Below are 23,866 nucleotides of genomic sequence, written 5' to 3' on the forward strand. Positions count from 1 at the left end.
TCTCTCGCGCGTCGATCTGCCGCGCGCTCGAGCTCGGCAGCCGCGAGGCGCCTCGCGACCGAGCCGGTCGCCGACCAGGGTGGCCCTCGATCGGGGCGGAGGATAGGGTGCGTGACGCGGCGGCCGTGGCCGGGGCCGCCGCCCCTTCGTCCCCGTGAGCGGTGAGCCTGTCGATGAGTTCTGCCGAGCGTCGAGGACCCGCGCGTCTGCTGCGCGGTGGTCTTGCTGCGTCCTCGGCCACGCTGGTTGCGCTGGTGTGCCACCTTGCGGGCGGCGGGCAGATGCCCGGCTGGCCCGGCATCGTCCTGCCGTTGGTGTTCTCGCTCCAGGTGTGTACCGCGCTGGCCGGCCGCGGGTTGTCGTTGTGGCGCCTTTCGGCATCGGTCGCGGTGAGCCAGCTGTTGTTCCACCTGCTGTTCGTGCTGGGCACGACGCCAGCAGGTCGCGCTCCGGCTGCTGCCGACATGCACGGTCACGCCGCGCACGGCCAAGGGGTGCTGTCGGCGGCGACCGGTCCCACGATGGAGATGGTGCACGCGTCGCCCATGATGTGGGCCTGGCATGGCGTCGCCGCTCTGGTCACGGTCGGGGTGCTGTATCGCGGCGAGCTCATGGTGTTGCGCATTCGTCAGGCCGCGGGCCGTGCGATCGGCCGCAGGCTTCCTCGCCAGGTCGCCGGCGTGCACGTCCTCGTTCCTGGTGTTCGGAGCCAGGCGGTCGCCGTTGCAGCGAACGACCGGCCCACCCATCCCGCCCCGCAGCGGTCGCCGGTGTCGCGGCGGGGTCCTCCTTACCTCCTCGCGGTCTGAGCTCTGCATCCTGGTCGGCAGCATGCTGGCCGGGTGCTGCCCTGCACGCTCCCGCGCCGGCCCGCGTCCCTCGTGGCGGCGGGTCGCGCTGACGCCTCTGCGCGTCCGAGGAGAGGTTTCGTCATGCCCCGAACCCGCCCTGTCGTGGCAGGGGTCGCCGTGGCTGTCGTCGCGATGCTCGCGACGGCGCCCACCGCGACCAGCCACGACCAGCTGATCTCGAGCGACCCGGAGTCCGACGCACGTCTCGACGGTGCGCCGACGACCGTGTCGTTGGAGTACAGCGCCGACATCATGGACGTGGGTGCCGCCGTCGTCGTCGCCGACGGGTCCGACGAGGACTGGGCGGTCTCGCCGCCCAGCGTCGACGGTCCGGTCGTCTTGACACAGCTCGAGCCCGGTATGCCTGACGGCGACTACGAGGTGCGTTGGCGCGTCGTGTCGTCCGACGGTCACCCCATCCAGGGGGTCGTCCGGTTCGTCGTCGGAGACGGCGGGCCGGACGAGACGGGTGCTGACCCGGCAAGGTCGCCGTCGCCGTCGTCAGACGTTTCGACGGACGCCGACCAGGCAGGGCCGAGCTCGCAGAACTCGCAGGACCAGACCGCGCAGGAGAGCGAGGGGCTGCCACGAGCGGCCCTCGTCGGAGCGGGCGGCGCACTGGTCGCGCTCGCCCTGCTCACCATCGTCCAGCTGTTGCGCCGCCGCCACCGTGCGGACGGCGACGACGACCAGGGGCAGGACCCCTCGTCGTCGGACCGATCCTGAAAGGCACTCTCGTGACCCTTCGTCACCACACCACCCCCGCACGCCTCGGCGTCGTCCTCGCCGCGGCCTCCCTCGCCCTCGTCGGCTGCTCCACCTCCGACGACGGCGCGGCTGCGTCCGAGACGTCGGCCGCGCCCGCCGGCGATTCCGTCACCATCAACGACGCGTGGGTCAAGGCCGCCGACTCCGGCATGACCGCCGCGTTCGGCGAGCTCGTCCACAACGGCTCCGCGGACGCCACCGTCGTGTCCGCCACGACCGAGGCGTCCTCCGCCCTGGAGCTGCACGAAACGGTCGAGAACGACGCCGGCGAGATGGTGATGCGCGAGGTCGAGGGCGGCTTCGTCATCCCCGCCGGCCAAGAGCTGGACCTGGAGCCCGGTGGTAACCACATCATGCTCATGGACCTCACCGACCCGCTGCAGGCGGGCGAGGAGGTCACGTTCACCCTGACGTTCTCGGACGACTCGACGTACGAGTTCACGGCACCGGTCAAGGACTACTCCGGCGCCAACGAGAACTACCAGAACGGCGACGACAACGACTCGGAGATGGACATGGGTGGGTCCGACTCCGAGACGGACATGGACCACTGATGGCGGCGCCCGGCAGGGGCGCGCGCACAGGTCGGGCCGGGTCGACCCGGCGGCAGTTCCTCCTCGGGGGAGCTGTCGCCGGCGTCGGCGCGGCCGCCGCGATCGGCGCCGACACGGTGCTGAACGCCGACCGGCCCGCGCAGCCCGTCCCGGCCGCCGCGCCGATGAACGGCGAGTCGACGGTCCCGTTCTACGGCGCCCACCAGGCCGGTATCGACACCGACGCGCAGGCGCACGGTGTCTTCGTGGCGCTCGACCTGCACGAGGGCACCGACCGCGAGGCGATGCGCCGCATGATGCGCATCCTGTCCGACGACGCGGCCCGCCTCACCCAGGGGGAGCCAGCACTGGCGGACTCCGAGCCGGAGCTCGCCGTCACGCCGGCCCGCCTGACCGTGACGTTCGCCTTCGGCCCGCGATTCGTGGTACGAGCGAAGGGTGCCGCCCCGGCGTGGCTGGGGCCCCTGCCGGCGTTCAGCGTCGACCGGCTGCAGCCCGAGCTGTCCGACGGTGACCTGCTGATCCAGATCGCCGCCGACGATCCGCTCACCGTGGCGCACGCCACCCGGATGCTGCTCAAAGACACCCGCAGCTTCGCGAGCGTGCGCTGGACCCAACAGGGCTTCCGGCGCGCGTACGGCTCGGTCAAGCCCGGCACCACGATGCGCAACCTGTTCGGGCAGGTCGACGGAACGTCCAACCCGTCGCCCGGCACGGCCGAGTTCGACCGCGTCGTGTGGACCCAGCACGACGGTTGGCTCGCCGGAGGCACGAGCATGGTGGTGCGCCGCATCCGCATGGACCTCGACAAGTGGGACGAGCTCGACCGAGGCGGGCGAGAGCAGTCCGTCGGCCGGACCCTGTCGAACGGGGCGCCGCTGACCGGCACGGATGAGCACGACGAGCCCGACTTCGAGGCGACCACCGCCATCGGCTTTCCCGTCATCCCCGAGTTCTCGCACGTGCGCCGCGCCCGTCCCGAGGACCCCGGGCAGCGCATCTTCCGCCGCGCCTACAACTACGAAGACGGAGCCACCGCCGACCGCGTCTCCGATGCCGGGCTGATCTTCGTGTCCTTCCAGGCCGACGTGGACGCCCAGTTCACGCCCATCCAACGGCGCCTCGACCAGCTCGACCTCCTCAACGAGTGGACCGTCCCCGTCGGCTCCGCCGTCTTCGCCGTGCCCCCCGGGTGCGCAGACGGCGGATACGTGGGCGAGACGCTCCTCACCTGAGAGCAGACCTCATGACCCACACCCTGACCGACCCGACCACCCGACCTCCCACCGACGACGGCGGACCCGCGCCGCGCCGCAACCGTCCCTGGTTCGGCGACCTGATGCGGCGCCTGCACTTCTACGCCGGCCTGCTGGTCGGGCCCTTCATCCTCGTCGCCGCGACGAGCGGCGCACTCTACGCACTGGCCCCGACGTTCGAGCAGATCGTCTACGACGACGAGCTGCACGCACCCGCCACCGCCACGACACTCAGCCTGGGCGAACAGGTAGCGGCCGCCCAGCGGTTCGCGGCCACCGACGCGATCCCGACCGCGGTTCGTCCCGCTCCCGAGCCCGGCGACACCACCCGCGTGATGTTCGCCGACGACTCGCTGGGCTCCAGCGAGACCCGCGGCATCTTCGTCGATCCAGGCACCGGCGAGGTCCGCGGCGACCTCACCGTGTACGGCACCAGCGGCTCGCTGCCGCTGCGCACCTGGATCTCCAACCTGCACCGCACCCTCCACCTCGGTGACGCCGGGCGCTTCTACAGCGAGCTCGCCGCCTCGTGGCTGTGGATCGTCGCACTGGCTGGGGCCGCGATGTGGATCTCGAGGATCCGAAGGACCCGCCGGAAGAAGGACATGATCCGGCCGAACCTGAAGCACACCGGTTACCGGCGCTACCTGTCGATGCACACATCTCTCGGGACCTGGGTGCTCCTGGGCGCACTGTTCCTCTCCGCCACCGGCATGACGTGGTCCCAGCTCGCGGGGGCGAACATCTCGAGCCTGCGCACCGCCGCCGGCTGGGAGACACCGGCGCTGGAGACCGACCTCGGTGCCTCTCCCGCCACCTCGGACGGAGCCCACCACGACCACGACGCCGCGCCCGCCGTGCCGTCGGACGCCCTGAGCCCCGCCGCATTCGACTCGGTGTACGCCATCGCGCAACGCGTCAACATCGACGCGGCCCCGACCGAGATCAAGCCCCCCACCGAGTCCGGCTCCGCGTGGGTGGTCCGGGAGATCAAGCGCAGCTACCCCACCGCGGGCGACTCCGTCGCGATCGACGGCACCACGCTCCAGGTCACCGACCGGTCCGACGTCGACACGTTCCCGCTCATGGCCAAGCTCAGCAGCTGGGGCATCGCCCTGCACATGGGCCTCATGTTCGGCCTGCCCAACCAGCTCGTCCTCGTCCTGCTCGCCGCAGGCATCGGTGCCATGGTCGTGCTCGGCTACCTCATGTGGTGGAAGCGACGCCCCACCCGCGAACCGCGAGGGCTCGGCGGGCCCGCACCCCGACGCGGTGCACTACGCAGCGCCCCGTGGTGGGGTGTCGCTGCGGTGCTCGCCGCCGCCATCACGATCGGCCTGTTCATCCCGCTCGTGGGATACACCCTCGCTGCGTTCGTCCTCATCGACACGGTGATCAGCGTCCTCAAGTCACGATCCGACCTCACCAACCAGCCCGCACAGCAGCAGGAAGGGCGGACACGGGGAAGCTCGCCCCGTGTCCGCCCTGTCGCGGCGCACCAGCAGGCCGAACCGGAGTAGGTACCCTCCGCTCCTGGGTGGTGCGTCGGTGGGTTGAGACCGCCGTCAGACCGGACGCGCCCCCCTCACCCGGTCGCCGATACGTCGACGTCGTGCTGGACACGGTCGACGGCCGCGCCGTCGGTGGCCGCCACGGCCTCCGGGGGGACGTCCGTCGCCGCCGCGAGACCGACCGGGTGGGGTCGGTCTCGCGGCAGGGCGTCAGGAGATGGTGGCCGTGCCCTCACCCTCGACTCGGTCGTCGTGCAGCAGGTCGCCGTTCTCGTCCACCGGCGTGACGGTGGCCTCGAACGTGATCGGCGAGTCCGCCTGGTGGTGGAAGTTGGTGCCCACGGAGTACGACTGCCCGGACTCGAACGGGTACACCGACGGGTCGCGGAACGCGGTCGCGTGCGTACCGGAGTCGTTGACCTCCTGCTCGGCGTAGAGGTCGGCGCCGGTGATCGTGTCCATGCCCTGCATGTACGGCCAGTCGTCGTAGCGGGCGCTGACGTTCACGAGGCTGGAGCCGAGGTCGATCGCGTCGCCCTCGTTGGTGATCACATAGTTGAGGAACACGATGTCGTCCCCCTCGGCGATGATCGGCTCGTTCTTCTCCGGGTCGACGAACAGGCCGTCCTTGGGCGCCTGGATGACGCCGACCTCGTAGACGTCGACGCGCACGTCGCCCACCGTGAACGAGGTGATCTCCTCGCCGGGCGTGGTCAGCGGGTTGGCCCACTCGGGCTCGGTCCCGGTGCCGGCGGCAGCCTCGTCGGCCGGCTCCTCCGCCGCGACCTCGTCGGTCTCGGAGCCCTCCTCGGTCTCGTCGGTCTCGGAGGCCTCCTCGTCGGCCGAGCCCTCGGTGTCGGTGTCGGCAGAGGCCTCGGCGGAGGGAGCGGCGTCGGTGGTGCCCGCCTCGTCACCCGACCCGCAGGCGGCGAGGGCGAGCACGAGGGCACAGCTCAGGGCGAAGGTGGTCGTCGAGCGGGCAGAGCGCATCAAGGTTCTCCAGAGAGGGGAGGGACGGGGCGCCCCGGCACCGGCTCTCACCAGCGCCGCGGGCTCCGCCGTCTTAGCATGCGCAGCCGCCCGAACCGCCACCCTGCCACCGGCGTGTCTTCCTCTGCACCGCCCGGTGCGACGAAGGTCTCAGGCCCAGACCAGCCCGCGGGCAGGATCCTCCAGCACGCGTGCGACGTCGGACAAGAAGCGCGACCCGAGCTCGCCGTCGACCAGCCGGTGGTCGAAGCTCAGCGCGAGCTGCGTGACCCAGCGCGGCTTGATCTTGCCCTTGTGCACCCACGGCTGCTGGCGGATCGCGCCGAACGCGAGGATGCCAGCCTCCCCCGGGTTGAGGATCGGCGTGCCGGTGTCGATGCCGAAGACCCCCACGTTGGTGATGGTGAACGTGCCGTCGGACATGTCCGTCGGGGTGGTCCGCCCGGCGCGCGCGGTGGCCGTGAGCTCACCCAGCGCCTGGGCGAGCGGGAGGAGGCCGTGCCGGTGCGCGTCCTTGACGTTCGGCACCACGAGGCCTCGCGGGGTCGCCGCGGCGATGCCCAGGTTCACGTAGTGCTTGTAGACGATCTCGCGGGCGTCGTCGTCCCAGCTCGCGTTGATCTCGGGGTGCCGCTTGATCGCCAGCAGCACCGCCTTGGCGGCGATCAGCAGCGGCGTGACCCGCACGTCCGCGAACTCCTTGTCGCCCTTGAGCTTCTCGACGAGCTTCATCGTCCGGGTGACGTCCACGGTGCGGAACACGGTGACGTGCGGGGCGGTGAACGCGCTGGCCACCATCGCCTCGGCGGTCCGCTTGCGCACGGACTTCACCGGCACGCGCGTCTGCCGGCCGTCGTCGGTGACCGACCCGCTGGCGAGCCACGGCTGGTCGTCGTCGGCGTAGGTCGCGAGCGTGCGCGGCGCGGCGGCCTCGGCACGCGCCACCACGTCCTCGCGCGTGACGATGCCGCCCGGGCCGGTCGGCTTCACGGACGCCAGGTCGACACCGAGGTCCTTGGCGAGCTTGCGCACCGGCGGCTTGGCGAGCACCCGCACCCGGGTCGCCGGGGTCGTGCCCGACGGCGCGGCGGCGGGCACGCTGACCATCGCCTGGGCTATTCCTCCCGGCTCCCGCGAGCTGTCAGACTCTCGCGCGAGTGTCGCCGCACCAGGTTCTGACAGCTCGGGGACGGTCGCGGACCGACGACGGCGGCGGCGCGGCGCGGCACCGTCGTCGCCCGTGCCGTAGCCCACCAGCACCGATCCGGAGCCTGATCCCGCTGCCGAGCTGTCAGGCTCTCGTGCGGGCATCTCCTTGCGAGAGTCTGACAACTCGGGCGCGGCCGCGCCGACCTCGATGATCGGCGTACCGACGTCGACGGTGGTGCCTTCCTCGGCGAGCAGTGCCACGACGGTGCCGGCGAACGGCGACGGCAGCTCGACCAGGGACTTGGCGGTCTCGATCTCGACGAGGACGTCGTTGACCGCGACGGTGTCGCCCACGGCGACCTTCCACTCGACGATCTCGGCCTCGGTCAGCCCCTCACCGACGTCCGGGAGGGGGAAGCGCTGGTTGCTCATCGTGCTCCTCGGGATCTCGGGCCGCTCAGTGGGACAGCGCCCGGTCGACGGCGTCGCAGACGCGGTCGACGCTCGGCAGGTAGTCGTGCTCGATCTTCGCCACCGGATACGGCGTGTGGAAGCCACCGACACGCAGGACGGGAGCCTCGAGGGAGTAGAAGCACTCCTCGGTCACCCGGGCGGCGAGCTCGGCGCCCGCCCCGAAGAACGTCGGGGCCTCGTGCACGACGACGCAGCGCCCGGTTCGACGGACGGAGCCGACGACGGTGGGGACGTCGAGCGGGGAGAGCGAGCGCAGGTCGACCACCTCGGCGCTGGTGCCCTCGACGGCCAGCGCGTCGGCCGCCCCGAGGGCCGTGGCGACGGTCGGCCCGTACGCGACCAGCGTCACGTCGGTGCCGGCGCGGGCGATCCGCGCGGTGCCCAGCGGGTCCGGGGTACCGCCGTCGGCGCCGGCCTCGCCCTCCCAGGACGGCACGGGGCTGCTCAGGTCCACCTCGCCCTTGGACCAGTAGCGGCCCTTGGGCTCGAAGAACAGCACCGGGTCGGGCGAGACGACGGCGGCGCGGATCATGTCGTAGGCGTCCTGCGGCGTCGCCGGCGAGACGACGCGCAGACCGGGGGTGTGGGCGAACAGCGCCTCGGGCGACTCGGAGTGGTGCTCGATCGCGCCGATGCCGCCGCCGTAGGGGATGCGGATGACCACGGGGACCTGGAGACGGCCCTGGGAGCGGTAGTGGAACCTGGCGAGCTGGGTGGTGATCTGGTCGTAGGCGGGAAAGACGAAACCGTCGAACTGGATCTCGCAGATCGGCCGGTAGCCGCGCATCGCCAGCCCGATGGCCGTGCCGACGATCCCCGACTCCGCGAGGGGCGTGTCCACGACGCGGTGCTCGCCGAAGTCCTTCTGCAGGCCGTCGGTGATACGGAAGACGCCACCGAGGCGGCCGACGTCCTCCCCCATGACCATGACCTTGTCGTCGCCGTCCAGCGCGGCACGCAGCCCGGCGGTCAGGGCCTTCGCGAGGGGCATCGTCTGCGTGCTCATCGGGCGGCCTCCATGCTGCTGTCCGGCTCGTGCTGCGCCTCGTCCTGATACCTCGTGAACCACGCCCGCTCGGCCTCTACCTGGGCCTGCGGCGTCGCGTAGACGTGGTCGAACATCGACGACGGCGCCGGGTCCTCGATCGCCCGGACGTCGGCTCGCAGCCGCTCGGCCAGGGCGTCCGCGTCCGCCTCGACGCGGGCCGCCCAGACGTCGTCCCAGCGGTCCTCGGCGCGCAGCAGGGCGGCGAGCCGGTCGATCGGGTCACGCAGCGCCCACTCCTGCTCCTCGGCACGCTCGCGGTAGCGCGTCGGGTCGTCCGACGTCGTGTGCGCCCCCATGCGGTAGGTGTACGCCTCGACGAACGTGGGCCCCCCGCCGGTGCGGGCGCGTTCGAGCGCCTCGTCCATCACCGCGTACGAGGCCAGGACGTCGTTGCCGTCGACGCGGACGCCGGGGATGCCGAAGCCCTCGCCGCGCTGGGACAGCGGCACCCGGGTCTGGCGCGAGGTCGGCTCCGAGATCGCCCACTGGTTGTTCTGGCAGAAGAAGATGACGGGCGCGTTGTTGACCGCCGCGAAGACCAGCGCCTCGTTGACGTCGCCCTGGCTGGAGGCACCGTCGCCGAAGTACGTCACGACGGCGGTGTCGCGCTCCGCGTCCCCGGTGCCGACGAGCCCGTCCCGCTGCACCCCGAGCGCGTAGCCGGTGGCGTGCAGCGTCTGCGAGCCGAGCACGAGGGTGTTGAGCTGCACGTTGTGCTCGGCGGGGTCCCAGCCGCCGTGGTCCGTGCCGCGGTAGAGGCGCAACCGGTCCACCGGGTCGACGCCGCGCACCTGCAGCACCCCGTGCTCGCGGTAGGAGGGGAAGACGAAGTCCTGCGGGCGCAGCGCCCGCGCGGAGCCGACCTGGGCTGCCTCCTGGCCGCGGCCCTGCGGGTACAAGCCGAGCTCTCCCTGGCGTTGCAGGGCGGTCGACTCGTCGTCGAACCGGCGGGTGAGCACCATGTCGCGGTACAGCTCACGCAGCTCGTCTGTGCCGAGGTGGGCCGCCCGGTCACGGTAGGCGGCGGCCCGCGGGTCGTCGGTGCGGCTGCCGTCCTCGGCGACGAGCTGGACGAGGTTCTCGTCCGCTGCCACACCTCGAGTCGTCTCGGGGCGACGTGCCTCTTCCGGGTTCACACGGTCTCCTTCCCTGCCGGGCGGCTGCGCCGGGTCCAGGTCCGGTGCCCGAGTCTCGGGCGGGTGCCGAACCTACGCCTTCGTAGCCTACGCAAGCGTAGGTTGTGGGCACCCCGTCCTGGCTCCCGGTGCGGCGGCCAACGCTCGCGGCCACCCTTTAGAGGTTTCCTCCAACCCGTGGGGCATGAAGCGCCACCAGCCCTCGGGCCACACGAGTCCCGGTCCATGGAGACCAAACCTCGAAGACGCAGCGTGACCGACGGTCACGTGCCGGCGCGAGATGAGGCGAGCCGGTGCACGCCGCACCGAGGCGCCTTCGGGCCGGCGCCCCGGGTCAGCGCTGATGAGTCCGCAGAGCCCCTTGCGCCCACCACACGCCATCGGGAACCTGCACTGCACCTACCGTCGGCCCCACACCGCCGTCGGGAACCAGCCCCCGCCGCGAAACCACCGACCGGCGTCACCGACGTCATGACCCGCAACACCTAGCCACGGTCGATGGCACGAGCAGGGTCCACCACACTCTTCGAGTGCAGGTCGGCCACGCCGCCCACCGAGGACCGGTCGAGCTGTGAGTCGTCTCTTGGAATTCCCCAAGCATCGGCGAGCCGTGATCCACGCAAGTTCCGGCCGCCCCCGTAGAAATGCGTGAACTTCATGATCAGCGGATCCCAACGATCGGGATCCAGATGGCGGTCCGAGCCGTCGATGAGGAGCTCCGGGAGCACATGCGTCCTGACGACTCGCGCCTCCACCGCGACCACCGAGTCATCGCCTCCGAACGGATGGATGCCCGCCACGTGCGCCTCGAGCTGGATCGGACACTCGTCCACGCGCGCCGGCATCACTTCGTCAGCGGGTGTCGCGGACAGGCCGGAGATAGAGAACTTGTCAGCGAGGAACTCATAGCCGATCGCTGCCTTGTGCCTGGGGACGACCGGAGTGCCCGTGTACCTGGCCATGCGGTCGACGGCGCCGACCATCTCCGAGCTAGGGAGGTTGAGGACGAGCTCGCCCGTGCGTTCGAGGTTCATCGTCGTCTGCGAGGTAGCGTCGAGGCCCAGCATGCACGAGGTACCCACCCACCATACCGACGACATCGGCGCAAGATTGGTGGAGCCGTCCTCGTTCGTGGTGCTGATCAGCACCACAGGTGTGCCAAAATACATGACGCGTGGCTCGATTACTTGATGCGTCTGGGTCATGAACCGAGTCTAGGAATGTCCCCGTCGACAGGCTGGCGGAAATCAGACGTCGCGCAAGGGTCGAGCACGTGATCACGGTCATCCGGGCTCTTCGCCGACCGGGCCTCGGGACCGGTACGCGGCCTGTAGCAGCTGGGTGCGCTGCCAGGCGACGAACGCCTCCCCGTGGGCATCGTCGGCGTTTATCGCACAGGTCAGGCGAGCTGGCAGTTCCTCGGTAGGGTTCCGGGCTTCGTCGACCATCCCGGTCCGCTCCCTCAAGCCGAGGGCCCTCGGGTCTACGAGATGCCACGCGTGCTCGTCCACCCCGAGGCTCGTCACGACCGCGCGACGGGAATCATCGGCGTCGTCCCGCGAGGCCACGACCCCGCAGTCCGAGCAACCCACCGCGCCCATCCACATGAGCACACCCAAGGCGAGTCCATCCGACAGGTGAGCAGGAAGTTCCGGCGCTCGGAGTTCATCTGAATTCTCGGACACCTTCGCTGCCCTCTATCGTCACGGGTCGATGAGAACGGGACATGAGAAGCATGGCTACAGTGATGGACAGGAGAAGACAAGCGGCACCGACAACGATCTGCGTGAAGTGCCAAGCGGAGGTGAGGGCTTCGATCTCGCGCTGAGGCTCGGGGCCTCCGCTGGAGACGAGATCACCGGCTGCAACTCGTGACGCGCGACCGGCTTCGGCGAGCTGAGTCGTGAGGAGCCCGACGAGCAATGCACTGAACACCGCGATGACGAGCGCTTCCGCCGCACCCCGCAGAGTGTTGAGGAATCCGGCGGCTGTGCCGACGAGCCGCGGCGGCACGAGAGCCATCGCCTGACCGTCGGTGATGCCGAAAGATGTTCCCATGCCGATCCCGATGAGTAGCAGGGGGGTCGCGATCAGCACGATGGTGTTCTCCGGGGTCAAGAGTAGGAGACCGAAGTTGCCGACGACGACCAGTGCCAGCGCGGCCAGGATGAGAACTCGTGCTGAGACACCGCGGTTGACCAGGGCGACAGCGAGAACCGGGGTGATGAGCACCGGCGCCGTCAGTAGCAGCATGATCAGCCCCGCTGTTGCGGGCGTGCTGCCTGCGGCGGCCTGCAGGTAGGTGGGCATGAACACGAGCACGCCGAGAAATCCGATCGACGTGGTCAGAGTTGCGAGGCACCACCCCATGAAGTCGCGTTGGCCCACCAGCTCGGGAGCCAAGATCGGTGCGCTGCTGCGGCGTTGCGAGACAGCGAAGGCGATGGCTGCTGCGGCGCCTGCAGCGAATGCGCCCCAGGTCAATGGGTGACTCCAGCCGAGCTCTGGACCTTCGAGGAGTGCGAGCATGAACGCACCGAGAGCTGCGACAGAAAGTACGCTGCCGATCCAGTCCGTGGGACTGCCGTCAACGCGTGACTCTTGGAGACGACCAGCACCGCACGCGACCAGTGCGCCCAGAACCGCGAATGCGACGAAGCTTCCCCGCCACCCTGCTACCGAGATCAAACCCCCGACGATTGTCGGCCCGACAGCGATGCCGACACCTGCCATGGTTCCCATGAAGGCGAATGCTCGGTTTCTGGCAGCACCTGAATAGCTCGAGGCAAGCAGCGCTCCCCCCGCTGCCATCACCCCGGCTCCGCCGATACCCGCGACGACTCGTGCGATGTCGAGCATCAAAATCGACTGCGCCCACGCAGTGGCGAGGAACCCGACGGAGAACACCCCGGACGCAACAATGAAGATTCGACGCCGACCTGCACGATCTGCTGCCGCACCGGCGACGAGAGTCATGGCAGCGAAGGCCAGGTTGTAGCCTGCGACCACCCAGTTCAGCGCCGAACCTGTGGCTTCGAGGTCTGCGCCGATGTTCGGCAGGGCGATCGCAGTGCCAGAAATCGACATCGCCACCAGCGCGACACCGACCAGAACCACCGGAAGCGTGAGAACCGACGGTGCGCTTAATGCCATGCCGGCCATGCCGGGCGACGCTTCGTCGGACGTGCTGGTCGAGGATGAATTCATCGAGCTGCCCTTTCGGTATTCTCCTGCACACTTTCGCGAACCGACTACAGCACCTCGACCTTGGTTGAGGTCAAGTTGCCGCCGGGCTGGAGACCAGGAGCCGGTCTTTCGCGACCGGGGCACGGTCAGCGCGCAACCTCCGTCAGCGCCCCGCCCGTGCCCAGCGCCAGCTCCGCCGTCAGCCCGATCCGGTCGAGGAACCCCCGGTCGTGGCTGACGACCATCAGCCCGCCCCGGTAGAAGGAGAGCGCCTGCACGAGCTGGTCGGTGCTGGCGAGGTCGAGGTTGTTGGTGGGCTCGTCCAGCACGAGGAGCTGGGCCGGCGGGTCGGCCAGCAGCACGCCCGTCAGCGCCACCCGGAACCGCTCACCGCCCGAGAGGGTACGCACCGGCCGGTCGACCTGGTCGCCGCGCACGAGGAACCGCGCCAGCCGGTTGCGCAGCTCCCCGGGCGGCACGTGCGGGGCGCCGCGGCGGACCTCGTCGAGCACCGTCGCGGCGTCGTCGAGCCCGTCGAGCCGCTGCGGCAGGTAGCCGACGCGGTCCGTGAGACGCTGCGCCGAGGCCCGGGTGACGCCGTCGGACCCGGCCCCGACGGACCCGACGACGTCCGGGCCGGGTGCGCCGGCCCCGACGAGCTGTTCGAGCAACGTCGTCTTGCCGACGCCGTTCGGTCCGGTCAGGGCGACGCGCACGGGTCCGGCGAGCACGGTCTCGCGGCCGTCGGTCCCGCGCAGCACGGCGAGGCGACGTCCCGCGGGGACGTCGGGGTCCGGGAGATCGACGACGATGCGGTCGTCGTCGCGCACGGCGCGTCCCGCGGTCGCGACGGCGGCACGCGCACGAGCCTCCGCGTCGGCGGCCGCACCGCGCCGGGAGCCCTGCGACTTCTGCGCGGCGTTGCGCCGGTCGTTGATCACCGCCTCGACGTACTTGCGGTCGGCGGCGTCCTTGCGGCCCTGCCGCTCGGAGTGCGCGATGCGTTCCTGGGTCTCGATGCGTTGCCGCTTCTCCCGGCGCAGCGTCTGCTCGGCGTCCCGGAGGGCCGAGCGCGCGGCCTCCTGCTGCACCGCCACCCACTCCTCGTACTGGCCGTAGGTACCGCCGAACGTGGTGAGGCTGCCCGTGCGCAGCTCCGCGGTGGAGTCGACGAGCTCGAGCAGCTCACGGTCGTGCGAGACGACCACCAGTGCTCCTCTCCAGGTCCGGACAAGCTCGTGCAGCCGTTCGCGCGCCGCCCCGTCGAGGTTGTTCGTCGGTTCGTCGAGCAGCGCGACGTCGGCGCCGCGCAGCCGGACGCCGGTGACGGCCGTCAGCACCGCCTCGCCGCCGGACAGCGTGCCGACACGACGGTCGAGCACGCCGCCGCCCGGCGAACCGGCCGGGGACCCGGCGAGCACGTCGGCCGCAGCCAGGGCGGCGACCGCGCGCTCCTCCAGGTCCCAGCCGTCGGCGCCGACGACGTCGAACAGCTCGGGACGGAAGTCGCCGTCGGCGATGGCGCGCACGGCGTCGATCACGCGCCGCACGCCGAGCAGGTCGGCGACGGTCGCGTCCGTGTCGAGGGTGACCCGCTGCGGCAGGTAGTCGGTGGTGCCGGTGACGGCGACCGCACCGGTGGTGGGCGCCAGCCGTCCGGCGACCAGGCGCAGCAGGGTGGACTTGCCCGTGCCGTTGAGGCCGACCAGGCCGGTGCGGCCCGCGGTGAAGGCGCCGGACACGCCGGCGATCGGGGTGGCCCCGTCGGGCCAGGAGAAGGTGAGGTCGTGCAGGACGACGGCGGGAGTGGAGGGCACAGGTGCTCCGGGGGACGCTGCGGCGTGCGCCGACGTCGTCCAGCCGCCAGGAGACGCACCGGTCCGGGTGCGGGCGTGCAGGGGTCAGCGCGGGGTCGTGGGACCGCCGTCCGTGTCCGTCACCGTGCTTCCTTCCGTCCGCCCCCTCTCACACGCGGCCTGCCCGCGGGGACGGCTTCGAGGGTGCCACCGCTGGCGGATCGACGGCAACCCTGTTTCCGGTGGTCCGCCTCAGGAGCCCGGCCTCCAGGAGCTTGAAGGCCCGCAGCTGCTGCTCGTTGAGCAGCGTGTCAGTGAACTCGGTGAAGTACTCCTCCGTCCCGCCCAGGTCGAGCGGGAGCTGCGCGGCTTCGAGCTCGTCGACGACCGGACCGTAGACCTCCAGGAAGTCGTCGACCAGGGCCGTGACCTCCGCGTCCGAGCTGTCGGGGCCGAGCCGGTCGAACCGCTCCGACAGGTCGCTCCCCCGCGCCGCGAGGAGGGCGTCGCCGAGCCGTTCGTAGAGCCTGGTGAGGTGGGGCATCCCCTCCTCGCCGGCCAGGTGGGCCAGCAGGACCGTCTGGTCGCGGTCGATCCTCGCCAGGACGCCCACCGACGAAGAGGCGCGGAAGAAGGGCGCCAGCTCCGGTGGCAGGTCAGGTGCTGCGTGGTGGTCGCGAAGCTGCGCGATCACCTCCCGCTGACGGGAGAGACGGTCCATCTGGTCGGCCAGCTCACGGTCCAGCTCGTCCAGGAGCTGTCCGGAGTCGGCCGCCGGGCCACCGCTCTCCGCCTCCTCGAGCAGGGCCGGCACCTGCGCGAGCGGGACCCCGAGCGCCGCCAGGCGCCGGATCCGCAGGACACGCACCAGGTCGTGCACGTCGTAGCGGCGGTAACCGTTGCTCCCCCGCGCAGGTTCGTCGAGGACGCCCGTCTGGTGGTAGTGGCGCAACGTCCGCACCGACACCCCGGCGAGCCGGGCCAGCTCGCTGCTACGCACCGGTCGTCACCATCCGCGCCTCCGACTCCTCCGTGGGTTCCAGGCTACGCAGCGACCGTGCAGCCAACCCGATCACCGCGGCGACCGACCACACGCCCGCGAGCGCGACCGCTGCCGCCTCCAGGCTGGCGAGCTCGGTGACGACGGCCGCGCCGACGATCCCGAGCGGCGGCCCGGCGGTCATCATCGAGTTCTGCGTCCCCATGACGCGGCCACGCATCTGCTCGGGGATCCGTTCGATCATCAGCACCCCGACGAGGCTGCTGAACAGCCCGCTGGACAGCCCGACGACGAACGCACCGGCGAACACCACCCACACCGAGGCGAGCGTGGCGACGCCGGCGAAGCCCACGGTGGTCCCGACGACCCCGGCGACGAACCACCACCGGCGTCGCCCTCGCGCACCCAGCAACGCGTAGGTGCCACCGCCGAGGAGCGTCCCCGCCGCCAGGGCCGTCAGGACGTACCCGAGCGTGCCCGGCTGGTCGGCGAGCGTGAAGTGGACCGGCAGGACCAGGCCCTGCAGCGCGGCGAGCACCACCACCGAGACGATGCTGAGCAGGGTGGTCATCATCAGGAACCGGCTGCGGAACAGCACGCGCCAGCCCTCCCGCAGCTGGGCCCAGCCGCTCGCCGGCACGGCGTCCGCCTCGACCTCGGGGAGGTCGCGGGTGATGTCACCGACCCGGTGCGGGACGAGGAGGGTGAGCAGCGCGGCGAGCAGCGACGTCCCCGCGGTGATCCACAGCACCGTGGATCCGTCGAACAGCACCATGAGGGTGCCGGCCGCCGCCGGGCCGATCAGCATCGCCACCGCGCCCAGGCTCTCCCGCAGGCCCATCAGCCGTTCCGCGGAGATGTTGCCGTGCCGCACGATCGCGGGCAGGAGGGCGTCCCGCGCGGTCAGGCCCGGCACGTCGCCGACGGACCCGATGATCCCGAACAGGATGAACCAGCCGAGGTTCAGCCCGGTGACCAGGTCGACGACCGGCAGGGCGGCGACGGCCGCCGCGGAGACGAGGTCGGTGGCCACCGAGGACGTGCGCCGGTTGATCCGGTCGATCATCACGCCCATGAAGAGGCCAGCGAGCACCGCGGGGACGGCGGTCGCCGCGGCGAGCGCCCCCATCCCCAGCACGCTCCCGGTCGTCTGGAGCACGATCAGCGGCAGCGCGATCCCGGCGACGGAGTTGCCCAGCAGGGACAGCGTGTAGGACGCGAGGTAGGCGACGGGTACGAGTCTCATGGGACCAGTGAGAACTATGACGTCGCGTCGGGGTCAAGGGCGACGTCCGACACGGCGTCGTCCGCCGCGGTACGGCCCGCCTACCGCCGAGTGGCCAGGAACTCCGCGATCCGGCCGATCGCCTCCTCGAGGACCTCGACGTCGGGCAGGGTCACCAGCCGGAAGTGGTCGGGCGCCGTCCAGTTGAACCCGGTCCCGTGCGTGACGAGGATCTTCTTGGCGCGCAGCAGGTCGATGACGAAGTCCTGGTCGTCGTCGATCGCGTAGACGTCCGGGTCGAGGCGGGGGAAGCAGTAGAGCGCGCCGCGGGGTCGCACGGAGGACACCCCGGGGATCTCGTTGAGCAGCCGGTCGGCGAGCATGGTCTGCTCGTAGAACCGCCCGCCGGGCACGATGAGCTCGTCGATCGACTGGTAGCCGCCGAGGGCGGTCTGGATCGCGTGCTGCGCGGGGACGTTGGAGCACATGCGCATGTTGGCGAGCAGCGTGAGCCCCTCGAGGAACTCGGCCGCCGTCTCCTTCGGCCCCGAGATCATCACCCACCCGGCCCGGTAGCCGCACACCCGGTAGGCCTTCGACAGTCCGCTGAAGGTCAGGCACAGCACGTCGTCGCGGGCGGCGGTCGCGGCGTGGTGGTGCACGGCGTCGTCGTAGAGGATCTTCTCGTAGATCTCGTCGGCCAGGACGACGAGGTCGTGGCGCCGCGCGATGTCGACGAGCGCCTCGACCATCTCCTCGCTGTAGACGGCGCCGGTGGGGTTGTTCGGGTTGATGATCACCAGGGCGTGCGTGTTCTCGGTGATCTTCGACTCGATGTCCGCCAGGTCGGGCATCCACCCGTCCGCCTCGTCGCACGCGTAGTGCACGGGCGTGCCGCCGGTGAGCGTGACGGCACCCGTCCACAGGGGGTAGTCGGGCGCCGGCACGAGGATCTCGTTGCCGTCGTCGACGAACGCCTGCAGCACCATCGAGATGAGCTCGGAGACGCCGTTGCCGATGAACACGTCGTCGACCATGGTGTCCCGCAGCCCGCGCGACTGGTAGTACTGGGCGACCGCGGTGCGCGCCTCGTAGATGCCGCGGGAGTCGCTGTACCCCTGCGCCTCGGGCAGGTGGTGGACGACGTCGGCGAGGATCGCCTCCGGTGCCTCGAAGCCGAACGGTGCCGTGTTGCCGATGTTCAGCTTGAGGATGCGGTGGCCCTCGGCCTCGAGGCGCTGGGCCTCGGTGAGGATGGGACCTCGGACGTCGTAGCGGACGCCGCGGAGCTTCTGGCTCTGTCGAATGGTGCGCACCGCCCCATCTTCGCCGCTCGGACGGGCCCGCGCGAACAGCCAATCGGCGACCGGTGGCCCTGGGGGCGTCCGCGGCGGGTCATCCGAGGCGGGCGCCCAGCGCCGCCACCGACGGCGCGACGGCCGCCTCGGCCGACAGTCCGCTGGGCACGGGGACCCCGGCCCGCACGGCCAGCGGCAGCACCCCCGCCCAGACGTCGTGGTCCTCGCCGTCGTCCGACCGTTCACCGACGCCGCCCGTGCGGGTCTTCACGCTCACCCGGTCGAGGGGCACCTGGAGCACCTGCGTGGCGGCGACCTCCTTGGCGGTCGTCTCCCGCACCTCGGCGCGGCGCCCCGGCATGAGGTGGTCTCCGATCTGCCACAGCGCCTCGACGCGCAGCTCGCGCGGGACGACGGTGGCACGCCCGACGACCATCGCGGACCGGTAGTCGGCGGAGCTGTCGTTCAGCGACCGGGCGTAGACCAGCCCGTCGAGGTGGGAGACCGCCACCGAGACGGGCACGCCCTCGACCCCGGCGTCGAGGAACAGCCCGCCGCCCGTGGACCCGTGCAGCAGCAGGCGGCGGCCGAGCCCGTCACCGAGGTCGCCGACGGCGTACAGGTAGGGCAGCACGACGGGGTAGCCGTCGCGCACCATCGCCACGTGGGCGAGGAAGCCGTCGGCGAGGATGCGGTCGAGGACGGCGGGGTCGTCGGTCTGACGGTCGGGCTTGCGGCCCACGGTCATGCTCGGGCAGGTGGCGGGTGCGGCGGGGTGCACGGCGGTCTCGGTGGTCTCGGTGGTCTCGGTGGTCTCGGTGGTCACGCACCGACCGTAGGGACGCTGCTGGACTACCGTGTAGTCCAGTCCCGACCTCGACGGATGGACCACTTCGATGCCCGACGACGGCACCCTGCCCGGCCGCCCGCGGCGGACCAAGGTGGCCCACGTCGCCGACCTGGTCCGCGGCATGGTCCACGACGGTCGGCTGACCGAGGGCGACGCGCTGCCCTCCACCCGCGCGCTCGCCACCGAGCTGGGACTCGCCCGGGGCACGGTGACCGCCGCCTACGAGCAGCTGGACGGCGAGGGCTACGTGGTGCTGCGCCACGGCACCGTGCCCCGGGTCGCCGCGACGCTCACGGGGCCGCCCGCCGAGCCGGCACCCACGTGCTCCGCCCGGACCACCGCGACGGGCCCGACGGCGCCGCCCGCCGTCGTCGACCTGACGCCCGGCGTCCCGTCCGTCGCGGCGGTCTCGGAGCGGGACCGGCGGGCGGCGTGGCGGCACGCGGCCGCCCAGCCGCTGGTGGCCGCCTACCCCGACCCGACGGGCGAACCGGTGCTGCGCGCCCAGATCGCCAACCAGCTCGCGCTGAGCCGGGGCTTCGCGCCGGACGCCGGGCGCGTCGTCGTCACGGCCGGTACCACCGAGGCGATCTCCCTGGTGGTCGAGGCGGCCGCCCGACGGTCCGGCCCGGACACCGCCCCGCGGGTCGCGGTGGAGAACCCGGGCTACCGCTCGGGCCGCCGGGCAGCGCAGTCCGCGGGCGGCGACGTCGTCCCCGTGCCGGTCACCGACCAGGGCATGGACCTCGCCGCGCTGCGGGCCGTGCACGCCCGCGAGCGCCTCGACGCCGTCCTGGTCACGCCGAGCCACCAGTACCCGTTGGGCGGCGCGATGCCCGTGGCACGGCGGCACGGGCTGCTGGCGTGGGCGTCCGCCGAGGGCGTCCTCGTGGTCGAGGACGACTACGACTCGGAGTTCCGGCATCGCGGCGCCCCGCTGCCGGCCCTCGCCGCGCTCGACGCCGGTGGCGTCGTCGTGCACGTCGGGTCGTTCTCCAAGGTGCTCGACCCCCGCCTGCGGTGCGGCTACGTCGTGGTGCCCGACGGCGGTACCCCGGTCGGGGCGGAGATCCTCGCGGCACGCTCGGATCGAGGTGCCACCGTGGCGAGCGTGACCCAGCACGCGCTGGCCCACCTCATCGCCACCGGGGCGCTGCGGCGCCACGTCGCCCGCTGCCGCCGCGACTACCGGACCAAGCGCCGGATGGTGGCCGAGACGTTCGCCGGCGTGCCCGGTGTGCGGGTCCGCGCGCTCGACGGCGGGCTGCACGCGGTCCTGGAGCTCGATCGCACCCCGGCGGCGGACCTGGTCGCACGGCTGGCGGGCCGCGGCGTGCGGGTCGCCGACCTGCAGAACTACGTCGTGCCGGGGTCCGGTCTGGAGCTCAACGGCATCGTGCTCGGGTACGCGCCGCCGTCGGCCACCGTGCTGCGTGACGCGCTGCGCACGATCCGCGCGGAAGGTGGATCAGATCGGAAGCCTTGATCCACGTTCTTCACGTCGTAGTGGGCCTAGACATCGCCCAGGACGATGCGGATCGCGCGCCTCGCGTGCTCCAGCGCCTCCTGCTTGGAGGGCGCCAGCTCCAGGCCCAGCAGCCGGCGGCGGTGCCGCTCCCCCAGCAGCAGGGTGTACAGGGCGTCAGCGCGATCGGCGTCGGCGCCGCTCCGGGCGTCGAGGATCTGAGCGAGCGCCGTGATGGAGGCGGCGGGTCCGCGCTCGAAGAACGCCTCCGCGAGGCCCGGGTGTTGCTGCGCCTCCGCGACGACGAGCCGGTGCAGCGTCACCGCGTCGTCGCCGTGCAGCGTGTGCACGATCCGTGCGGCAACCTCCTCCAGCCCGGTACCGGCGTGCAGCTCTTCCTGCTCGTGCTCGTGCAGCCGTTCCACGGCGGCGACGAAGAGTCCGGTCTTGTCGGTGAAGTGGCGGTAGACGGTCCGCTTGGTGGCACCGACCTGCGCCGCGACTGCCTCGATCGTCGTGCCGGCGAGCCCACGGGAGGCGAACAGACCGGTCGCCGCATCGAGGATCTCCGCACGCCGCGCATCGACCTCCCCGCGCCGTGGCCGACCGGGCCCTGGTCTCGTCGGGGTCCGCGCCGTCCGCGCCTCGATCTTCACCCGCACAATGATACGTTGCCGTTTCATTGATGCCAAGGAGGAGCGATGACCACCACACGACTGCTGCACGTGTCCTTCAGCGACGACTGGGAGGCGTGCCAGCGGTTCGGGGAGTACGACGTCGCCACGCGCAGCACGCTCTACGACGACACCGGCTTCATCCACGCCACGACGGCGGCTGGCCTCCCGCTGGTCCTGCGCGACGTGTACGGCGACGCCTCCGAACCGCTCGTCCTCGCCGTCCTCGACGAGGCCGCGCTCGACGACCAAGAGGTCCCTGTGCGCTGGGAGCCCGGCGCCGGGCCGGACGGCGCGGCCGCCCCGCGCATCGGCGGCCCGTTCTCGATGGACCGCGAGACCGTCGTCGCCGTCCTGTCCCTGCGGCGGGACGAGCACGGTTGGGTCGTCCCCGATCTGGACGGCCTGGCAGTGCGCGACGCCGCCCCGGACGCCGCCTGAGCCGGAAGGGCCAGTCGCGGCGGCGCGACGTCGTGGAAGTTCACGCTTCACCGACTGATGCGTAGCTGTCCGCTACGCCGGAGACGGGCCGCGTCGGGGAAAGCCACGCTTCCACCGACGATGCGTGACCCTCCGCTACGTCGCTCAGCCCAGCAGCGCCTTCACCTGCCGTCGGACGCCGGCCGCGTCGAGGCCATGGGCGGCGGCGTGGTCGCGCGGCGTGCCGTAGCGGCGCAGCTCGGCATCCCGGGGCACGCCGACGTGCAGCACCCAGACGACGTCGAGGATCGAGTGGGCGCTGGGGTCGTGCTTCTCGTCGCCGGTGACGCGGGCGACGAGGGCGGTCACGTCGGGTGGGACCGTCGTCGTGGTCATGCTCCGATCGTGTAAGTTCAAGTGAACTTGAGGTCAACCCTAGGAGGACTGCCGTGTCGATCGAGCGCTACCTGACCATCGGCGACGTGTCCCGGCGCAGCGGGGTCGCGCCGTCGGGACTGCGCTACTACGAGTCGCTCGGGCTGATCACGTCGCGGCGCACCGCCGGCAACCAGCGACGCTACGAACGCACGACCCTGCGGCGGGTCGCGTTCATCCGCACGGCCTCCCGGGTGGGGCTCACGCTGGACGAGATCCGCGAGGCCCTCGCGACCCTGCCCGAGGCCCGCACCCCCACCGCCGAGGACTGGACCCGGCTCTCCCGCTCGTGGCGCCCCCTGCTCGACGCGCGCATCGCCGCCATCGAACGGCTGCGCGACCAGCTCGACTCCTGCATCGGCTGCGGCTGCCTGTCGCTGGAGCGGTGCATGCTCCAGAACCCGGCCGACCGCGCCGCCGCCCTGGGCCCCGGCGCACGGTTCCTGGAGGGCGACAGCCCGGCGGACGCCGTGCGGGCGATGGGCGACCGAGCCACCGGCTGACCCGCCGATGTCACACCCGCGGCTGTCGCCTCGTCCCGTGGGTATGAGCACACACACGACACACACGACACCCACCACACCGAGCAACCACGTCCTGATCGTCGGTGCCGGGTTCGCCGGCGGCATGGCGGCGGTCCGGCTCGCGGGGCGATCCCGCGGCCGGGTACGCATCACGGTCGTCAACCCCCGGCCGACGTTCGTCAACCGCCTGCGCCTGCACCAGGTCGCCACCGGTCGGCGGGTCTCCGCGCCCGGCATCCTTCGGATGCTGGGGTCCGACGTCACGTTCGTCGAGGGTTGGGTCACCGCCCTCGACGCCGACGCCGGCCGGGCCACCGTCTCCGGGCCGGACGGCTCGCGCACCATCGGGTTCGACCGGGTCGTCCTCGCCACGGGCAGCACCACCGAGCCGGTGCCGGTCCCCGGCGGCGAGCACGCCCACGGGGTCGCGGACCTGGAGTCCGCCGAACGGCTGCGGCACGCGTTCGCGCGCCTGCCCGCCGGGGCGGACGTCACCGTCGTCGGCGGCGGGTTCACCGGGCTGGAGACCGTCGGCGAGCTGGCCGGGTCCCGCCCCGACCTCATGGTCCGCCTGGTCACCTCGGGCGAGGTCGGCGGCTGGTTCGGCACCAAGGCCGCCGACCATGTCCGCGCGAGCCTGCGCCGGCTCGGCGTCGAGGCGCTCGGGGGCGCGCGCGTGCAGGCGCTCGAGCGCGACCGGCTGACGCTCGACGACGGCGCCGAGGTCCCGTCGGACCTCACCGTCTGGTGCGGCGGGTTCGCCGCGCCGCCGCTCGCCCGCGAGTCGGGTCTCGCCGTCGACCGGGCCGGGGCGGTCCTCACCGACGATGCGCTGCAGTCGGTCTCCCACCCCCAGGTGCTGGCCGTCGGCGACACCGGTCACACGGTCGCGCCCCACGGCGGCCGGTACAGCATGTCGTGCCAGTTCGCGTTCCCCTCGGGTGCGCACGCCGCCGACGTGCTGTCCGCCGAGGCCCTCGGCACGGCCCCCCACGGCGGCGCCGCACCGCTGGACCTCGGGTTCCAGGGGCGCTGCGTCAGCATCGGCGGCCAGGCCGCCGTGCTCCAGCTCACCGACCGCGACGACGTCGCCACCGACCGTGCGCTGACCGGCCGCGGCGCCGTCGCGGCGAAGAGGTTCCAGGTACGTGGCGTGGTGTCGGCGATCGGGTTCGCGCGCCGCGCGCCGGGCGCGATCCGCTGGCCCGGCTCCGGGCGCACGCCCAGCCCCGTCCAGGCGTCGGTGGCAGGCTGAG

At 71.9% G+C, this 23,866-nt stretch carries 23 protein-coding genes; 9 read left to right on the plus strand and 14 right to left on the minus strand.

From position 1 onward, the window contains the following. The first annotated feature begins 173 nt into the window (after positions 1 to 173). The 5 genes from UQW22_RS03435 to UQW22_RS03455 all read left to right on the plus strand — a co-directional run bounded on the left by UQW22_RS03435 (position 174) and on the right by UQW22_RS03455 (position 4,949). The gene (locus UQW22_RS03435) at positions 174 to 809 is read left to right on the plus strand and encodes a hypothetical protein (protein WP_407319444.1); all 636 of its coding nucleotides are present in this window, start codon (positions 174 to 176) and stop codon (positions 807 to 809) included. 123 nt (positions 810 to 932) lie between these two features. Further along, a complete protein-coding gene (locus tag UQW22_RS03440; protein ID WP_407319445.1) occupies positions 933 to 1,577 on the plus strand; it encodes a copper resistance protein CopC in 645 nt (214 codons plus the stop codon). A gap of 11 nt (positions 1,578 to 1,588) precedes the next feature. After that, positions 1,589 to 2,173 carry a copper chaperone PCu(A)C gene (locus tag UQW22_RS03445; protein WP_407319446.1) on the plus strand — a complete coding sequence of 195 codons (585 nt, stop codon included), beginning with the start codon at positions 1,589 to 1,591 and terminating at the stop codon, positions 2,171 to 2,173. After that, positions 2,173 to 3,408, plus strand: a complete 1,236-nt coding sequence (locus tag UQW22_RS03450) for a Dyp-type peroxidase (RefSeq protein WP_407319447.1) — start codon at positions 2,173 to 2,175, stop codon at positions 3,406 to 3,408. Before UQW22_RS03445 ends, UQW22_RS03450 begins: the two co-directional genes overlap by 1 nt. A gap of 11 nt (positions 3,409 to 3,419) precedes the next feature. Beyond that, positions 3,420 to 4,949 carry a PepSY-associated TM helix domain-containing protein gene (locus tag UQW22_RS03455; protein WP_407319448.1) on the plus strand — a complete coding sequence of 510 codons (1,530 nt, stop codon included), beginning with the start codon at positions 3,420 to 3,422 and terminating at the stop codon, positions 4,947 to 4,949. A 201-nt stretch (positions 4,950 to 5,150) separates the two neighbouring features. On the opposite strand, the gene UQW22_RS03460 is transcribed toward UQW22_RS03455, so the two are convergent. From UQW22_RS03460 to UQW22_RS03515, 12 genes are all read right to left on the minus strand, one after another. Further along, entirely contained in the window at positions 5,151 to 5,930 is a 780-nt protein-coding gene (locus tag UQW22_RS03460) for a hypothetical protein (RefSeq protein WP_407319449.1), read from the minus strand. Between the two features lie 150 nt (positions 5,931 to 6,080). After that, positions 6,081 to 7,511 (minus strand): dihydrolipoamide acetyltransferase family protein, encoded by a 1,431-nt coding sequence (locus UQW22_RS03465; RefSeq protein ID WP_407319450.1) that lies wholly within the window; start codon positions 7,509 to 7,511, stop codon positions 6,081 to 6,083. 25 nt (positions 7,512 to 7,536) lie between these two features. Beyond that, positions 7,537 to 8,559 (minus strand): alpha-ketoacid dehydrogenase subunit beta, encoded by a 1,023-nt coding sequence (locus tag UQW22_RS03470; RefSeq protein ID WP_407319451.1) that lies wholly within the window; start codon positions 8,557 to 8,559, stop codon positions 7,537 to 7,539. Then, the gene (gene pdhA, locus UQW22_RS03475; RefSeq protein ID WP_407319452.1) at positions 8,556 to 9,695 is read right to left on the minus strand and encodes a pyruvate dehydrogenase (acetyl-transferring) E1 component subunit alpha; all 1,140 of its coding nucleotides are present in this window, start codon (positions 9,693 to 9,695) and stop codon (positions 8,556 to 8,558) included. Before pdhA ends, UQW22_RS03470 begins: the two co-directional genes overlap by 4 nt. Positions 9,696 to 10,222: 527 nt before the next feature. Next, positions 10,223 to 10,942, minus strand: a complete 720-nt coding sequence (locus UQW22_RS03480) for a flavin reductase family protein (RefSeq protein WP_407319453.1) — start codon at positions 10,940 to 10,942, stop codon at positions 10,223 to 10,225. 78 nt (positions 10,943 to 11,020) lie between these two features. After that, on the minus strand, positions 11,021 to 11,356 hold the full coding sequence (locus tag UQW22_RS03485) for a hypothetical protein (RefSeq protein ID WP_407319454.1): 336 nt from the start codon (positions 11,354 to 11,356) through the stop codon (positions 11,021 to 11,023). A gap of 46 nt (positions 11,357 to 11,402) precedes the next feature. Next, positions 11,403 to 12,944 (minus strand): MFS transporter, encoded by a 1,542-nt coding sequence (locus tag UQW22_RS03490; protein WP_407319455.1) that lies wholly within the window; start codon positions 12,942 to 12,944, stop codon positions 11,403 to 11,405. A 125-nt stretch (positions 12,945 to 13,069) separates the two neighbouring features. Beyond that, positions 13,070 to 14,740 (minus strand): ABC-F family ATP-binding cassette domain-containing protein, encoded by a 1,671-nt coding sequence (locus UQW22_RS03495; RefSeq protein ID WP_407319456.1) that lies wholly within the window; start codon positions 14,738 to 14,740, stop codon positions 13,070 to 13,072. A 148-nt stretch (positions 14,741 to 14,888) separates the two neighbouring features. Then, on the minus strand, positions 14,889 to 15,719 hold the full coding sequence (locus tag UQW22_RS03500; RefSeq protein WP_407319457.1) for a MerR family transcriptional regulator: 831 nt from the start codon (positions 15,717 to 15,719) through the stop codon (positions 14,889 to 14,891). After that, on the minus strand, positions 15,712 to 16,965 hold the full coding sequence (locus UQW22_RS03505) for an MFS transporter (protein WP_407319458.1): 1,254 nt from the start codon (positions 16,963 to 16,965) through the stop codon (positions 15,712 to 15,714). Before UQW22_RS03505 ends, UQW22_RS03500 begins: the two co-directional genes overlap by 8 nt. An 80-nt stretch (positions 16,966 to 17,045) precedes the next feature. Then, the gene (locus UQW22_RS03510) at positions 17,046 to 18,260 is read right to left on the minus strand and encodes a pyridoxal phosphate-dependent aminotransferase (protein ID WP_407319459.1); all 1,215 of its coding nucleotides are present in this window, start codon (positions 18,258 to 18,260) and stop codon (positions 17,046 to 17,048) included. Between the two features lie 79 nt (positions 18,261 to 18,339). Next, positions 18,340 to 19,068 (minus strand): pyridoxamine 5'-phosphate oxidase family protein, encoded by a 729-nt coding sequence (locus tag UQW22_RS03515; RefSeq protein ID WP_407319460.1) that lies wholly within the window; start codon positions 19,066 to 19,068, stop codon positions 18,340 to 18,342. Positions 19,069 to 19,138: 70 nt separating this feature from the next. On the opposite strand from UQW22_RS03515, the gene UQW22_RS03520 reads away from it, so the two are divergent. Continuing rightward, entirely contained in the window at positions 19,139 to 20,578 is a 1,440-nt protein-coding gene (locus UQW22_RS03520) for a PLP-dependent aminotransferase family protein (RefSeq protein WP_407319461.1), read from the plus strand. Between the two features lie 26 nt (positions 20,579 to 20,604). Here UQW22_RS03520 and UQW22_RS03525 read toward each other — a convergent pair whose 3' ends face one another. Then, complete coding sequence (locus tag UQW22_RS03525) at positions 20,605 to 21,213, minus strand: TetR/AcrR family transcriptional regulator (protein ID WP_407319462.1); 609 nt, start codon at positions 21,211 to 21,213, stop codon at positions 20,605 to 20,607. 45 nt (positions 21,214 to 21,258) lie between these two features. Here UQW22_RS03525 and UQW22_RS03530 point away from each other — a divergent pair, with 45 nt between their 5' ends. Beyond that, positions 21,259 to 21,672 carry a DUF952 domain-containing protein gene (locus tag UQW22_RS03530; RefSeq protein ID WP_407319463.1) on the plus strand — a complete coding sequence of 138 codons (414 nt, stop codon included), beginning with the start codon at positions 21,259 to 21,261 and terminating at the stop codon, positions 21,670 to 21,672. A 144-nt stretch (positions 21,673 to 21,816) separates the two neighbouring features. On the opposite strand, the gene UQW22_RS03535 is transcribed toward UQW22_RS03530, so the two are convergent. Next, positions 21,817 to 22,047, minus strand: coding sequence for a hypothetical protein (locus UQW22_RS03535; protein WP_407319464.1), 231 nt, complete (start codon positions 22,045 to 22,047; stop codon positions 21,817 to 21,819). 53 nt (positions 22,048 to 22,100) lie between these two features. Here UQW22_RS03535 and soxR point away from each other — a divergent pair, with 53 nt between their 5' ends. Both soxR and UQW22_RS03545 read left to right on the plus strand, forming a co-directional pair. Then, positions 22,101 to 22,589 (plus strand): redox-sensitive transcriptional activator SoxR, encoded by a 489-nt coding sequence (gene soxR / locus UQW22_RS03540; RefSeq protein ID WP_407319465.1) that lies wholly within the window; start codon positions 22,101 to 22,103, stop codon positions 22,587 to 22,589. A 43-nt stretch (positions 22,590 to 22,632) separates the two neighbouring features. Further along, the gene (locus tag UQW22_RS03545; protein ID WP_407319466.1) at positions 22,633 to 23,865 is read left to right on the plus strand and encodes an NAD(P)/FAD-dependent oxidoreductase; all 1,233 of its coding nucleotides are present in this window, start codon (positions 22,633 to 22,635) and stop codon (positions 23,863 to 23,865) included. Position 23,866 lies beyond the last annotated feature (1 nt).

Source organism: Isoptericola halotolerans, assembly GCF_045689585.1.
Taxonomy (GTDB): domain Bacteria; phylum Actinomycetota; class Actinomycetes; order Actinomycetales; family Cellulomonadaceae; genus Isoptericola; species Isoptericola halotolerans_B.